Here is a 13,011-nt window from a genome sequence, read left to right on the forward strand (position 1 = left end):
TGCGCGGCCGGCCGGAGGCGGGTCAGCGGATTCTCACCTCGGACCTGCGGTCGGACACTCCGGAGCGGTTCGCGCGTCCGGTGCGGGCGCGACTCGTCGACGGCGGGCTCGGGCAGGAGCGGGGGTGAAGGGGCGGGCCGCGTGGCCGCACAGGTGTGGGTCTCTCCTCGGCGGACGACCCGGGTGAGGAATGGCCGGTCATGGGCCGGTGGGCGGGTGCGGCCTGGTGCTGACATCAACAACCGCCACCGCCATCACCCCCACCACCGCCACCATCGCTGGAGCCGTCGTGGTTGTAGGAGGAGAAGCCACCGCCGTGCCCGTCATAGCCCCTTCCCCCGCCCGGTGAGGAACCGGCTGCCAGAGCGATCAGGACGATGAAGAAGACGATCAGCACGATCGGGATGACGAGACAACTCACAAGACCACTTCCTGGGGGTTGGTGCCCAGCCAGTACCCCACCCCGAGGACGACAACCGGGAAGAGGGCGGCCGAAACGGGCCGTTCACGCCAAGGGGGCACAGACTTCGCGTGGCGAGGAAACACGTCGACCTCCTCGGGGACGGTGACGCGGTGGCCCAGCCAGGCTCTGACAAACTCAGCCCCGAACGATGTTCCACGGCTGTTCCGTGTTGTTGTGGAGTCTCCGGACGCGTCGGAGCGCCTCGGCGAGACTGCCCGGTGGGTAGCCGCACGACGGCGTTGGTGTGCCCGCGCGGAGTTCCCCCTCGGTGCCGTCGAGTCCCACGGTTGCGCACGCTTGGTTGAGGACGTCGTATGGGCAAGCCGGGGGTGAGGCCGGATCGCCGCTGTCATCGGCCCCCGTAGGACCTGTTCGCGTCTTGGCGCTCCCCGCCCCGGGGCCACGGGTGAAGGTGCCCTCTCAGTGCGGTTCGCAAGACCGACCAGGCGCCAGATCAGGGAGAACGCCAGCACCGCAGCGAACGGACGACCGGGTGGGAAACCCGCCGGGTCCCTCCCGGGCCGTGGTCGGCATGGTGCGTCCGCCCCTTGGTCCTTCGGGTCCGCTCCCGTTTTCCCATGCCAGGGCCCGCTCATAACCTCGCACTTGGCCCAACTCCGATATTCGTGTGCTCTCCGGCGATCCTCGAGAACTTCGGGGGTCTGGCCGACAGGTAACCAGTTTGAGTCACGTCCGCATAACAGAGGCACACGGTATTTGGTTTCACTCAAACATCCCGGGATGCCTGCGCCGGTTTCTTTTTCGGCTTCCGGTAGTGACCTGGTGATTCTCCGCCGACCCTCACCGGGTTGGGGTCGCTGCCGTTCCACCACTGTCCGCATGTGGCCACACTCCTTGACCGAAGATGGCTCCTGGCATAATTTTTTACCCAATCAACTAAAGGTTGAATTTGGAGGTCGAAGATTTCCACTCATCCCCCCTCGGCGTCTCCTCTGGAAGCCTATGAAGGGCTTGCCGGTCAATATGACGCGACATCGAGAACTTCCGACTACCACCGTTGGATGAACCTGTTCGGCGATCTCCTGAAAGAATTTGGCGCCCCCGGGCAACGGTTGGTCGATCTCGGATGCGGCACTGGCAACAGCTCTGTGGAACTTCAGAAGAACGGATACAAGGTCACCGGTGTCGACCTCTCTCCCGCGATGGTGTCCGCCGCTGAGGGAAAAGAGGAGATGCGTGGGATCGATTTTTTCGTGGGAGGGTTGGCCGATCTTCCCCTCCCTTCTGCGAAATTTGATGCCGCGATTTCTGCGGGCGAGGTGTTCCACTACCTCTCCGGAGACGAGGAGTTGGACGCAGCTTTCGCTGAGGCTGCGCGGGTTCTGGTTCCCACTGGCCTTCTGGTCGTGGAAGTGAACACCGAACTATCTTTCCGTGTGCTCTCCCAGGCTCCCAATATCCGCAGTTCCGACCACGGGTTCATCTCCTTCTCGCCGCTGGCGCCGGCCGACTTCTCCCCCGGTGGCGCCATCGACCTCGAGGTGGACTCCTTCGCGCGGGTGGAGGGTGGCCTCTGGGAGCGTTCCGTCACACGGCACCGGCTCCGTCACCTGACCCACGAGCGCATCCTCGAGAGCATCGCCTCCGCTGGTCTGGAGTTCGTCTCCGTCCGGGGGTTCCACGGAGGAGTCCTGGAGGACGGCCTGGACAACGGAAGACACCCCAAGGCTCTGTACGTCGCCCGGCGTGCAGATTCCGTGGATTAACCGCGGAAATCCCCCCGTTGGAGCTTGGCTCCGACAGTTAAGGAGAAGGTCATGATCAAGATTGAGCCCGTCGAAGAGCTGACCATCATCATCGTGTTCAGCGCCAGCTAGCATGCGGCCCGAGGAGGTCGGCCCCTTGACGGGGCCGACCTCCTCACTTTTACAGGGAGCAATACTTTGAAGTACAGGTCAGCAAAGCACCTTGAATGCTTCTGGGATGCATCTAATTTCTTCGTCAAGAATCCCATGACGAAAGCCAGGATCAGCACCGACCCGATCACGGCGAGCGTTCTCTACAGCTTTTCCGAGTTGCGATCCGTGTCTGATGTCGCGCAGGAACTTGAGTTGGACGAAAATGTCCTGGACAGTGCGGTGGCGTCCCTTTTGTCTCTCGGATTCCTTGAATCCGAGGAGCAGGGTGGGGCTGGAAAACACACAGAGGAGGGATTCGACGCCTGGGCGCCCTGGGGTAAGGAAGGTCTCTCATTTCATTTCTCCACCAGGGACGCTCCCTTCACGGAGAGCACCGATGAGGTCCGAGAGGAGATCACGAAAGACCCGTCGCCTCCCGTTTTCAAGGAGTACAAGGACGCGGACAGGATTTTTCTCCCCCGGCATCATGAAGATCCCGGCCACTCCTACCAGGAGGTCCTCTACCGGAGGAGAACCCATCGGGACTTTGTTGACGCGCCTGTGAGGCGGGAGGTCTTCTCGGCCCTCATGGCGATGACCTTCGGTGTGAAGGACTTCATCGACGCCCAGCAGTTCGGTGCCCTCATGCTGCGAACCAGCCCCGCCGGCGGCGCCCGTCACGAACTGGAAGCGTACGCGGTCATCACCGGGGTAGCCGGGATCGCTCCGGGGATATACCACTACAACGTCCGGGAGCATTCCCTGGAACTGCTCCAGGAGGGCGAGTTCCGGGACCCTTTGACCCGTGCGTGTGACGCGCAGTCAGGGGTGGGTGAAGCGCCCTTCTCCGTGGTCCTGACGTCGGTCGTCTCACGGCTGAGCTTCAAGTACCGGCACCCCCGCGCCTATCGGGTCATGCTGATGAACTCCGGGCACCTCGGCCAGACCTTCGCCCTGACGGCGACGGCACTGGGGCTGGGCCCCTTCCAGACCGCGGCCTTCAACGACTCGGCCGTCGAGGAGCTGCTGGGCGTCGACGGGGTCCGGGAGACCGCGCTGTACGTCCTCTCCGCCGGTGTTCCCGCCGTGGACGCCAACGGGGACGCGGTTCTCTCCCATCCGCCGATGAGTCTGGAGGGCTCCCGGAAAGCCAGGTTCGAGTAAGCGCATGGACATCGACTCCTCACAGGCCAAGGGCGATCCGTCGGCGGTGGGGTTGGGGGGAGCCTTCCACCGTTTCTGGGGAGGACACACGTCGGCCAATCTCGGCGACGGCGTCCTTTTGACCCTCTTCCCGCTCATGGCCGCCGCCCTGACCTCCGACCCCTTCGCGGTCTCGATGCTGACCGTGGCGGCCTACACTCCCTGGTTGCTGTTCGGCCTCCACGCCGGGGCGCTGATCGACCGGATCGACAAGCGCCGCGCCATGATCATCGGCAATATCCTGCGCTGCGCGCTGCTCGGTGTACTGGCGGTGGTCTCCTGGTTCGGTCCGGTCCCCGTCTGGGGGTTGTGCCTCTTCGTCTTCGCCCTGGCGGTCTGTGAGGTCTTCCACGACGGCTCGGCCCGGGCGCTGCTGCCCGCGCTGGTTGCGCGCGGCCTCCTGATCACGGCCAACAGCCGCCTGCAGGGGGCGCGTGTGGTGGCCTCGGATTTCCTCGGCGGCCCGCTCGCGGGGCTGCTGTTCGCGCTCTCCACGGGGACGGCGCTGTTGTTCAACGCGGGGGCCTACCTGGTGGGGGCGCTGTTCCTGCTCTCCGTCCCCGCCGCGGCCCGGTCCTTCGGCGGGGACGGAGGGGACGAAGGCGAGCGGGCGCCGGGTACGGAGCGCTCCTCACTGACCCGCGAGGCGCTGGACGGGCTCCTGTTCGTCAGGGACGACCGCGTCCAACGGGGGTTCGCCGTGGCCGCCGCGGTCTCCGGGTTCGCCACCGGCGGGGTGTCGGCCATCCTGGTGCTCTACGTCACCCGGACCCTCGGTGTTCCAGAAGCACTGTTCGGGGTCTACACGATGCTGTCCGCGGTGGGCGCGCTCGCGGCCTCGTTCCTGTGTGCTCCGCTGGGACGGTGGTGCGGCCACGGACCTTTGCTCATCATCGCCCACGTTCTCGGGGGCGGGGTCCTGCTGACCATGGGACTCTTTCCCAACGTCGTGGTGGGAGCCCTCGCCCTCGGTGTGTTCGGCCTGGCGGCGACGACGATCTCCGTGAGCGCCGTCTCCATCCTTCAGGCGGTGACGCCGGAACCGATCCTGGGGCGCGCGTCCATGGCCCGCATGCTCCTCGCCCAAGCCTCCGTTCTCCTGGGGGTCTTCGCCGGCGGCCTGTTGGGAGGGCTTGGACTCCACACTCCGTTCGTCGTCGGAGGAGCCCTGCTCCTGACCGCGCCTCTGGTGTTCGGTCGCGTGTTCCGGGAGGGAGCGGAGCGCGCCGCGGTGTGACCGACTCCCGACCCGGGTTCGGCACGGCCTCGCGAGCATGGTGCGGGCGAGGCGCCGGGCCGTCAACCCGCGCCCTCAGGCGCGTGGAGCCGCGCTGTCGGTGCGCTTCGGGCGTAGGCCGACCAGGGCGATCACGGCCAGCCCGACGGTGATGGCGGCGCAGGCGTACCCCACGGTGGAAAAGGCCGACCCGAAGGCGGCGCGGGCGGCGGCGACCACCTGTCCGGCGGCCTCGGGAGGGAGCTCCCCGGCAGCCTCGAGGGCCGCGTCGATCCCCTCCCGCGTCGCGGCCAGGGTGTCGGCGGCCAGGCCTTCGGGCAGCAGGTCCGCCACGCGCAGCCGGTAGACCGCGGCCGTCAGGCTGCCCATGACCGCGACGCCGAGGGCCACGCCCAGCTCCCCGCCGGTCTCCGACAGGGCCGCGGCCGATCCGGCGCGCCCCTCGGGTGCCGACGCCACCACCAGGTCGGTGGTCAGCACCGTCGTCGGGCTGAGGCCGAGCACGGCGAGCGCGCCGCCCGCCACCAGGATCCACAGCGGATCCCCCACGTTGACCTGGGCCAGGACCAGGTATCCGGTCAGGGAGAGTGCCGCGCCCGTGGCGATCACCGTCGGCGCGCCCCAGCGGGCGGCCAGGGCGGGTGCGGTGAGCGAACCGGCGATCGAGGACAGGGCGATGGGTGCCATCAGCAGGCCCGCCCGCAGCGGGGGCAGTCCGGCCGCGGATTGGAGGAACTGCGGGATCAGGAAGCTCGCCGACGTCGCGGTGAAGACCCCGACGACGAGCAGGGCCAGCGCGGAGCGGAAGGCGCGGGACCGGACGAGGGCGGGGTCGATCAGCGGCGCCGCGAGGGTGCGCTGCCGGCGGATGAGGGCGGTGCCCAGGACGATGCCCGAGGCCAGAACGGCCGCGTCGGCGGTGTCCGGCCCGGAGCCGACCAGTTCCTTGAGGCCGTACACCAGACTGAGCACGGCCGCGATGGACAGCACCGCGCTCACGGTGTCGATCCGGGCCGGGGACGGGTCGCGGCTCTCCGGCAGCAGGAGGGGACCGCACAGCACCACCGCCGCCATGACGGGCACGGCCACGACGAACACCGAGCCCCACCAGAACGCCTCAAGCAGGGCGCCGCCGATGAGTGGGCCCAGGGCGACGCCGACGGAGAAGGTCGTCATCCACACCGCGACCGCGGTCGTGCGCTGGCGTTCGTCCCGGAACATCGTGCGGATGAGCGCGAGGGTGGACGGCATCAGTGTGGCTCCGGCGGCGCCGAGGGCGGCACGCGCGGCGATGAGTGACAGGGGGCCGTTCGCCAGTGCCGCCCACAGCGAGGCGGCGGCGAAGGCGGTCGATCCGACCATGAGCAGGCGTCTGCGCCCGATCCGGTCGCCGACCGCGCCCATGGTGACGAGCAGCCCGGCGATCATGAAGCCGTAGACGTCCATCGCCCACAGCCACTGGGTCGGTGTCGGATCGAGGCCGGCGGCGATGTGCGGAGCGGCCAGGAACAGGACGCTCGCGTCGACGGCCAGCACGAACAACGGCAGTGTGAGCAGGCCCAGCCCGAGCCACTGACGTCGTCCCGCGCGTGCCGGTACCTCCGTGACCATGCTTGTCCTCCGTTTCCAATTACGATACGATACGGATCGAATCGGATCCTAGATCGGAAGGAACGGGGGCGTCAATGGGTCAGCGCTCCGTCACGGGCGGACGGCCCCGCGACGCGCACATCGACACGGCGGTGCTGGACGCGGTCTCCGCCCTCCTGGAGGAGGACGGCTACAGGAGTCTGGCGATCGAGAAGGTGGCGCGCAGGGCGGGGGTGAGCAAGGCGGCCGTCTACCGTCGTTGGCCCAACCGGCAACTACTCGTCCTCGCCGAGCTGGAACGGCGCATGGGCGGGGTCGAACCACCGCGTACAGGGTGCACTCTGTGCGACCTGGACGAGGCGCTGGCCCTCTTCGCGCGCACCTTCCGCTGCATGGGCCCGGAGTTCTTCAGTCCCCTGCTCGCCGACTGCTCGGGCGACGAGGAGCTGCACCGCCGGTTCATGGACACGCTCTTCGATCCACCCCGGAACGCCGTGCGCGACACCCTGGAACGGGCACGCGAGCGCGGGGACCTGCGCGACGACGTCGACCTCACCCTGGCGGTCGACACCCTGGCCTCCCTCGTCCACTACCGCCTGCTCTTCGGGCACGCCCCCGTGGACGGGCGGGAGACCGCACACGCGGTGGCGGTCCTGCTGCGCGGTCTGGCACGAGACTTCGCCGCGCTGGAGGCCGAGGCGGTCGGACACTCCGCGACCTCGCACGGCTAGGGCGGTTCCGGGGCGGCCGACTCCGGTTCGGGCCGTGCGAGCCCCGCGGCGGCGCGGCCGAACGCCGGGACCGTGACCGCGCAGAGGTAGAGGACCGAGCACGCCACCAGGACGGGGGACATCCCCACGAGGGTGATCCCCGCGCCGACCACGGGGGCGCCGAACGGCGCGGCGAGCCGCGCCAGGGCTCCCACCGTCGCCGTTCCGCGTCCGACCATGTGCCTGGGCAGCCGCTCGAAGATCGCCGCGGACAGGATCGGGTTGATCAGGCCGCCGCCGACACCCCCCACGCCCCACACGGCCAGGACCACCCACAGGGGGGCGTCCAGCGCCAGGACGAGGATGCGCGGCGGACCGGAGAGGGCGAACGCGGCGAAGAACGTCCACCGGCGCGGGAGCCTGTGACCCACCCAGACCGCCACGAACGAACCGAGCACCGATCCGCCGCCGAGCACGCCCGCGGTGAGTCCCACGGCCTCGGGGCCGAGCCCGTGTCCGTGGACCCACAGGGGCAGCGCGATCGTCATGACGGCCGTGTCGACGAGGTTGGTGACCATGATCATCGTGATGAGCGCGCGCAACGGCAGGTCGCCCCACACCGTCCGCCACCCGGCGTACAGCTGGGACAGGTAACCGGTGTCCTCCTCCGGGGCGGCGCCCGGGGCCGGGCGGCCCCGGGGGACCAGGGTCGCCAGGGCCGCCGAGGCGAGCACCATGAGCGCGGCGTTGAGGGCCAGGGCGGGGATGGCTCCCACCAGTGCGACGAGCGCCCCGGCGGCCACCGGGCCGACGGTCTGGGAGAGGCGGTCAACGGTTCCGGTCAGGGCGGTGACGCGTTCCAGGGGGTGCCCGTGTCGGTCGCCACGGAGGGCGAGAGCCAGACCTTGGCCGTTTCGGACGGTCCGGTGGCCAGGCCGACCAGGGCCACGAGCACGAGCAGGAGGGGGAGAGACAACAGGTCGGCGGCGTGCAGGGCGGGGACACCCGCGAGCGCGGCGGCCGCCACCAGATCCAGGCGGACGCTGACCGCGCGCTGGCCGACACGGTCCAGGAGTGGGCCGCTGAACGGCCTGGCCAGGGTGTAGGCGCCCATCTCGAAGAGGGTCACCAAAACCCCATGCGGGCGGGGCTGTCGGTGGTCTCCAGGACGAACCAGGGGATGGCGACGAGGGCGAGGCGGGTGCCGGTGTAGGCGCGCTCTCCGGGCTCGCGCGCGTACCGGTTGAGGACCGTGCGGATCTCGGACCTCAACGCGGCGAGTTCGTCGACGGTGAGCTGGGTGCTGCGCTCGCCCATGACCTGTGCCTCGCGCCAGCCCTCGGGCTGGGAGGACCACACGTTGACGGCGGCGCCGAGTTCCTCGGACCAGCGGGCGGCCAGGGCGAGCCGGACGGCCGTACTGAGTTCGGGGGCCTCGGTGTCCAGGTGCTCGGGCAGCCGGAAACCGGTGTGCGGGGCGCGCCACCAGCGTTCCTTGGCCGTGCCGAGCTCGGGCGCCTCCTCGACGAAGCCGTAGGTGTGCAGTTGGCGCAGGTGGTAGCTGGCCGAGGCGGACGCGATGCCGAAGTGCTCGGAGACGGTCTTTCCGGTGGCCGGGTCCGGCGGCTGAGTCGCCCCCCGTGGTCCGCCTCCGTATGCTGCGGGGGACGCCAGGCGCCGCGACCGCCCCTTCTGGCCGTGGCTCGTGCCCGCTGACCTGCATGGATATTCCTGGCATTAGGCATATGGGGTAAATTTCTCGTATCGTCTGCTAAGTACCCCTCGCCCCACAGGCACCCTCCAGCGAGCCTCCGTGCGCGGAGGGCGACGGCTCCGGGCCCCGACCTCCTCGCCGACGCACGGGCTCGCCAGCGGTACCACCCATGGAGCTGACATGACTCTCAACCCCGGATCGCCCTCCTCGCGGCCCTGGCGCCGCCGTGGAGTCCGCATCCGACTCGGCGCCGCCGCCGTGTGCGCGGCCGCCGTCGTCACCGTCCCCCAGGCCGCCCACGCGGACCCCGAGGACCTGGACATCGACGAGCTCAACGCCCGGGCCGAGGAACTGGAGGAGACCTATGACGGCGAGCTCCTCCAGTTCAACGAGATCGAGGAGCGCGCCGAGCGGGCGCAGCAGGATCTGGAGGATGTCGAGGAGCGGCTGGACCGATCGCGTTCCGGAGTGGCCCAGATCGCCGCCAGCCAGTACATGAGCAACGGGTTCGATCCCACCCTGGACGTCGTCTTCAGCAGTGAACCCGAGAACTTCTTCACCGACGTGGCCATGGTCGAGCAGGTCGGTCGCAGCCAGTCCGAGCAGATCTCCGACCTGGTCGAGCTCAAGGAGGAGCGGGAGGAGATCGCGAAGGAGGCCGAGGAAGAGCTCACCGAGGCCGAGGAGCTGATCGAGGGCCTGGAGGAACAGCGCGACGAGGTCGAGGCCCTCATCGAGGAGTACGAGGCCGCGCAGGTCCCCGAGGAGCCGGAGACCCCCGCCACGGGCACCATCCCCAGCAGCGTGCGCGGTTGGGGCTTCGACGGCGCGACCCCGCGCATGGCGGCCATCCGCGACGAGGTCATCCTCAACGTGGGCGTCCCCTACGAGGTGGGGTGCGCCCGCAACAGCAACGACGACCACGGGTCGGGACAGGCCTGCGACTTCATGGTCTCCGGCATCGGCACCTACCCCTCCAGCGGTAACCGGAGCACGGGCAACGCGATCGCCCAGTACGCGATCGACAACGTCGACCGTCTCGGCGTGAAGTACGTCATCTGGGAGCAGCGGATCTGGCACTCCCAGAACCGCCAGTGGGTCGGGATGAACGACCGCGGCAGCGTCACGGAGAACCACTACGACCACGTGCACATCTCGTCGTACTGACACCGCCCGCCACGGGCGGGTGTGGCCCGCCGGGAGCGGGGTAGCGCTGTCTACGGGGGCCGTTCCGCGAGCGCGGACGCGCCCGCGCCGCACGGGACGCGCGGCCCTCCGGAAGGGGGAACCCGCCATGGCCGAGCACGAGGTGGCCGTGGAGACGGCCGGTGTGTCACTCAACGGGAGCCTGGTCATTCCCGCCGACCCCGTCGGCGTGGTGGTCTTCGCCCACGGCAGCGGGAGTTCGCGGCACAGCCCCCGGAACCGGATGGTGGCGTCCGTCCTCCAGAAGGCCGGGTTCGCCACGTTGCTGTTCGACCTGTTGACCGCGGACGAGGAGCGGATCGACCGCGTCACCGCCGAGCAGCGCTTCGACATCGACCTGCTGACGGGGCGGCTGTCCGGTGCGGTGTCCTGGCTCGGCGGCCGCGAGGACACCCGGGAGCTGCCGGTGGGCCTGTTCGGGGCGAGCACGGGAGCGGCCGCGGCGCTGCGCAGCGCCGCCGACCACCCCACCCCGGTCGGATCGGTCGTGTCCCGAGGAGGCCGTCCCGACCTCGCGGGTGCCGCGCTTTCCCGCGTGCGCGCCCCGGTCCTGCTCATCGTCGGGGGAGCGGACCATCAGGTGCTGGCGCTCAACGAGGACGCCGCCCGGCGGTTGGGCGGGCCGCACGAGGTCCACGTCGTCCCGCACGCCACCCACCTGTTCGAGGAACCCGGGGCGCTCGACCGGGTGGCCGACGCGGCCGCGGACTGGTTCGCGCGGACCCTGCGCGCCGAGAGGGGAGCGGCCTGAGGCCCACGCCACGCGCTCTCCCGTGCGGTGGGACGGCCCGAGCGCCTCCGGGAATGCGATAGGGTTTCACCTGTTGGCGGCACCGGAGACGGGGCCGGTCCAACGGTACGGGACGTAGCGCAGTTTGGCAGCGCACTTGACTGGGGGTCAAGGGGTCGTGGGTTCAAATCCCGCCGTCCCGACAGATGAGGGACGTTCACCCAGGTGAGCGTCCCTTTCACGTGTCCGGCGACCGTTCGTGTCGCGCGTGTCGACCACCGCGAGGACCGGGTTGACGCGCTCAGGGGGTCGGTTCCTCCTCGCGTTCCAGCGCGAGCACGAGCAGAGCGATGGCGCGGGTGGCGGCCTTCCACTGTTCGACGCTCAGACCGGGGAACCGCTCGCGCGGCAGCGGGGTGGACTCGATCTCCCAGGCGACGTCGCCCAGCGGGACGTCGGTGCCCCGGATCCTCAACCCCGACACCGGACGACGGTCGGGGCCGGGCGGTGTGAAGCGCGAACCGTACTCGACGTGCGCGGCGCAGGCGAGGTTGTCCGGGGTTTCGGACCCCAGGGACAGGAGCTCACGCACCAGCACGCGGGTGAGCTCCTCCGCGGACGCGGAGGAGTCCGCGTCCAGAAGTGTGCGGACGAGTCGTGCGCGGGGCCCGGGATTCACCATGGCGGGATGATACGGGCCCCACCGCCGTGACCGCCCTCCCGGCCCCGGTGCGGAGTGCCTCGGCGCCGCGGCTACAGTCTCAGGCATGGACGGGCGCACCCCTACTCGACGACAGCGCACCCTCGCGGTGCCGCTGGTCGCGTTGGTGGTCATGTGCTTCCTGTGCGCCCTGTGCCACAGTGCCGTCCCCGAGCCCTCATCGCTCGTGGCGGCGGATTGCCCGGACCTGGTCCAGGAGACCGTCGAGGCCCGGCCCGGCGCTTCCTCCCCGACCGTCCCGCACCCGTGCGAGGCCGCCGAGGCCCACGGGGTGACCACCGCCGCGCCCCTGTTCCTCCTCGCGCTCGGCGTCGTCCTCACCTTCACGCTGCTGCTGGCCCCACGGCCCGGACCGGCGTGCCGCGCCACCCGTCACCGCCCGTCGCCCCCGCACGGCCACGGGCTCTTGACGTTGCTCTGCGTCCAGCGGGTCTAGAACACGGAACACCCATCCACCTCCCCACCGGTGAGGTGCCCCGCCGTGCCCACCAGTCAGGCACGGCCCCGACGTGACCGTGTTCCGGGCGTGCCCGCGCACGCCCCCGACCCCAGGACCTTCCACATGAGCAAGAACCTCGTCATCACTCTCGGCCTGATCCTGGTCGCCGCCCTCGGGATCGGCCTCCTGGTCGTCCTCGACGGCGGTGACCCCGCCGCCACCGCGCCGACGGCGCGGAGCACCCCCACCTCCCCCGAACCCACCGCGGCGCCCACCGCGCCGGCCGAACTACTGGTGCGCGAGGACAGCCGCCACCTGGACCGGGTGGAGGAGTCCCCGGTCACGGTCGTGGAGTTCCTCGACTTCGAGTGCGAGGCCTGCCGGGCCCAGTTCCCCGTCATGGAGCGGATCCGTGAGGACTACGACGGCCGGATCACCGTGGTGATCCGCTACTTCCCGCTGCCCGGGCACACCAACTCCGAACCCGCGGCCGCCGCGGTGGAGGCCGCCGCCCAACAGGGCGCCCTGGAGGAGATGTACGTCCGGATGTACCAGACCCAGGCCGAGTGGGGCGAGTCCCGTGAGGACCGGAGCGAGGTGTTCGTCGGCTTCGCCGAGGATCTGGGCCTGGACGTGGCGGAGTTCCGCAGGACCATGGAGTCCCCGCAGACCCTGGAACGGGTGGGTTCCGACTTCGAGGACGGCGTCGCCCTCGGAGTCCAGGGCACCCCGACCATCTTCGTCAACGGGCGCCCGACCCCGAGCATGCCCGACTACGACACCCTCGCGGCGATGATCGACGCGGAGCTGGAGGGATGAGCGCCCCCTCCGCCGCCCGCCGGGCGGTCTGCGCACCGCCCGGCGCCGGGGTCGCCGTCATCAGCCGGGCCCTGCCGTGGCTGCTCACGCTGGGCGGCGCCGTCGGGTTCGCCGCCTCCCTGGCCCTGCTCGTCGAGAAGCTCCGGGTCCTGGCCGATCCCGACCACGTCCCCGCGTGCAGCGTCAATCCGGTGCTCTCCTGCGGCACCGTCATGGCCGTTCCGCAGGCGGAGGTGTTCGGAGTCCCGAACCCGGTCGTCGGTCTCGCCTGCTTCGCCGTGGTCACCACCGTCGGCGCGGCCCTCCTGGCGGGTGCCGAG

Annotated in this window: 15 protein-coding genes and 1 tRNA gene; 10 read left to right on the forward strand and 6 right to left on the reverse strand. The window is 69.9% G+C overall.

Annotation, left to right across the window (positions count from 1 at the left end; translation table 11 throughout):
* Positions 1 to 235 precede the first annotated feature (235 nt).
* Complete coding sequence (locus tag D471_RS40685) at positions 236 to 421, reverse strand: hypothetical protein (protein ID WP_086002993.1); 186 nt, start codon at positions 419 to 421, stop codon at positions 236 to 238.
* 1,064 nt (positions 422 to 1,485) lie between these two features.
* Here D471_RS40685 and D471_RS38165 point away from each other — a divergent pair.
* From D471_RS38165 to D471_RS0102860, 3 genes are all read left to right on the forward strand, one after another.
* Complete coding sequence (locus D471_RS38165; protein ID WP_083924035.1) at positions 1,486 to 2,190, forward strand: class I SAM-dependent methyltransferase; 705 nt, start codon at positions 1,486 to 1,488, stop codon at positions 2,188 to 2,190.
* A gap of 177 nt (positions 2,191 to 2,367) precedes the next feature.
* Positions 2,368 to 3,486 (forward strand): SagB/ThcOx family dehydrogenase, encoded by a 1,119-nt coding sequence (locus tag D471_RS0102855; protein WP_026127347.1) that lies wholly within the window; start codon positions 2,368 to 2,370, stop codon positions 3,484 to 3,486.
* A gap of 4 nt (positions 3,487 to 3,490) precedes the next feature.
* Positions 3,491 to 4,762: an MFS transporter gene (locus tag D471_RS0102860; protein ID WP_017597228.1), complete on the forward strand. Its 1,272-nt coding sequence runs from the start codon at positions 3,491 to 3,493 to the stop codon at positions 4,760 to 4,762.
* A gap of 75 nt (positions 4,763 to 4,837) precedes the next feature.
* Here D471_RS0102860 and D471_RS0102865 read toward each other — a convergent pair whose 3' ends face one another.
* Complete coding sequence (locus tag D471_RS0102865; protein ID WP_017597229.1) at positions 4,838 to 6,373, reverse strand: MFS transporter; 1,536 nt, start codon at positions 6,371 to 6,373, stop codon at positions 4,838 to 4,840.
* 74 nt (positions 6,374 to 6,447) lie between these two features.
* Between D471_RS0102865 and D471_RS0102870 the strand changes: the two genes are divergently transcribed.
* Positions 6,448 to 7,083 carry a TetR/AcrR family transcriptional regulator gene (locus tag D471_RS0102870; protein ID WP_017597230.1) on the forward strand — a complete coding sequence of 212 codons (636 nt, stop codon included), beginning with the start codon at positions 6,448 to 6,450 and terminating at the stop codon, positions 7,081 to 7,083.
* Here D471_RS0102870 and D471_RS41095 read toward each other — a convergent pair.
* Genes D471_RS41095 through D471_RS42440 form a run of 3 tightly spaced genes read right to left on the reverse strand, consistent with a single transcriptional unit; the run spans position 7,080 to position 8,421 of the window.
* Positions 7,080 to 7,865 (reverse strand): MFS transporter, encoded by a 786-nt coding sequence (locus D471_RS41095; RefSeq protein WP_083924037.1) that lies wholly within the window; start codon positions 7,863 to 7,865, stop codon positions 7,080 to 7,082. The two genes, D471_RS0102870 and D471_RS41095, sit on opposite strands and share 4 nt — an antisense overlap.
* 38 nt (positions 7,866 to 7,903) lie before the next feature.
* On the reverse strand, positions 7,904 to 8,191 hold the full coding sequence (locus D471_RS42435; RefSeq protein ID WP_083924039.1) for a hypothetical protein: 288 nt from the start codon (positions 8,189 to 8,191) through the stop codon (positions 7,904 to 7,906).
* Entirely contained in the window at positions 8,188 to 8,421 is a 234-nt protein-coding gene (locus D471_RS42440) for a hypothetical protein (protein WP_017597231.1), read from the reverse strand. Before D471_RS42440 ends, D471_RS42435 begins: the two co-directional genes overlap by 4 nt.
* A 535-nt stretch (positions 8,422 to 8,956) precedes the next feature.
* On the opposite strand from D471_RS42440, the gene D471_RS0102880 reads away from it, so the two are divergent.
* The 3 genes from D471_RS0102880 to D471_RS0102890 all read left to right on the forward strand — a co-directional run bounded on the left by D471_RS0102880 (position 8,957) and on the right by D471_RS0102890 (position 10,915).
* Complete coding sequence (locus D471_RS0102880) at positions 8,957 to 9,943, forward strand: coiled-coil domain-containing protein (protein WP_017597232.1); 987 nt, start codon at positions 8,957 to 8,959, stop codon at positions 9,941 to 9,943.
* 127 nt (positions 9,944 to 10,070) lie between these two features.
* A complete protein-coding gene (locus tag D471_RS0102885; protein ID WP_017597233.1) occupies positions 10,071 to 10,733 on the forward strand; it encodes a dienelactone hydrolase family protein in 663 nt (220 codons plus the stop codon).
* 108 nt (positions 10,734 to 10,841) lie between these two features.
* A tRNA-Pro gene (locus D471_RS0102890) sits at positions 10,842 to 10,915 on the forward strand.
* Positions 10,916 to 11,013: 98 nt separating this feature from the next.
* On the opposite strand, the gene D471_RS0102895 is transcribed toward D471_RS0102890, so the two are convergent.
* Positions 11,014 to 11,394, reverse strand: a complete 381-nt coding sequence (locus D471_RS0102895) for a hypothetical protein (protein ID WP_017597234.1) — start codon at positions 11,392 to 11,394, stop codon at positions 11,014 to 11,016.
* 85 nt (positions 11,395 to 11,479) lie between these two features.
* Between D471_RS0102895 and D471_RS0102900 the strand changes: the two genes are divergently transcribed.
* From D471_RS0102900 to D471_RS0102910, 3 genes are all read left to right on the forward strand, one after another.
* The gene (locus tag D471_RS0102900; protein ID WP_026127348.1) at positions 11,480 to 11,869 is read left to right on the forward strand and encodes a hypothetical protein; all 390 of its coding nucleotides are present in this window, start codon (positions 11,480 to 11,482) and stop codon (positions 11,867 to 11,869) included.
* A 126-nt stretch (positions 11,870 to 11,995) separates the two neighbouring features.
* Complete coding sequence (locus tag D471_RS0102905; RefSeq protein WP_017597236.1) at positions 11,996 to 12,691, forward strand: DsbA family protein; 696 nt, start codon at positions 11,996 to 11,998, stop codon at positions 12,689 to 12,691.
* On the forward strand, positions 12,688 to 13,011 hold a 324-nt coding region (locus tag D471_RS0102910), incomplete at its 3' end, for a vitamin K epoxide reductase family protein (protein ID WP_017597237.1). The genes D471_RS0102905 and D471_RS0102910, both read left to right, overlap by 4 nt.

Origin of the sequence: Nocardiopsis lucentensis DSM 44048 (assembly GCF_000341125.1) — a bacterium.
Classification (GTDB): domain Bacteria; phylum Actinomycetota; class Actinomycetes; order Streptosporangiales; family Streptosporangiaceae; genus Nocardiopsis; species Nocardiopsis lucentensis.

Bases quoted from the DNA above. Each gene is read 5' to 3' on its own strand.
- D471_RS38165 (WP_083924035.1), top strand. From the start codon at position 1,486: ATGAACCTGTTCGGCGATCTCCTGAAAGAATTTGGCGCCCCCGGGCAA.
- D471_RS0102860 (WP_017597228.1), top strand. From the start codon at position 3,491: ATGGACATCGACTCCTCACAGGCCAAGGGCGATCCGTCGGCGGTGGGG.
- D471_RS0102885 (WP_017597233.1), top strand. From the start codon at position 10,071: ATGGCCGAGCACGAGGTGGCCGTGGAGACGGCCGGTGTGTCACTCAAC.
- D471_RS0102880 (WP_017597232.1), top strand. From the start codon at position 8,957: ATGACTCTCAACCCCGGATCGCCCTCCTCGCGGCCCTGGCGCCGCCGT.
- D471_RS0102865 (WP_017597229.1), bottom strand. From the start codon at position 6,373: ATGGTCACGGAGGTACCGGCACGCGCGGGACGACGTCAGTGGCTCGGG.
- D471_RS0102905 (WP_017597236.1), top strand. From the start codon at position 11,996: ATGAGCAAGAACCTCGTCATCACTCTCGGCCTGATCCTGGTCGCCGCC.
- D471_RS0102870 (WP_017597230.1), top strand. From the start codon at position 6,448: ATGGGTCAGCGCTCCGTCACGGGCGGACGGCCCCGCGACGCGCACATC.
- D471_RS0102895 (WP_017597234.1), bottom strand. From the start codon at position 11,394: ATGGTGAATCCCGGGCCCCGCGCACGACTCGTCCGCACACTTCTGGAC.
- D471_RS0102900 (WP_026127348.1), top strand. From the start codon at position 11,480: ATGGACGGGCGCACCCCTACTCGACGACAGCGCACCCTCGCGGTGCCG.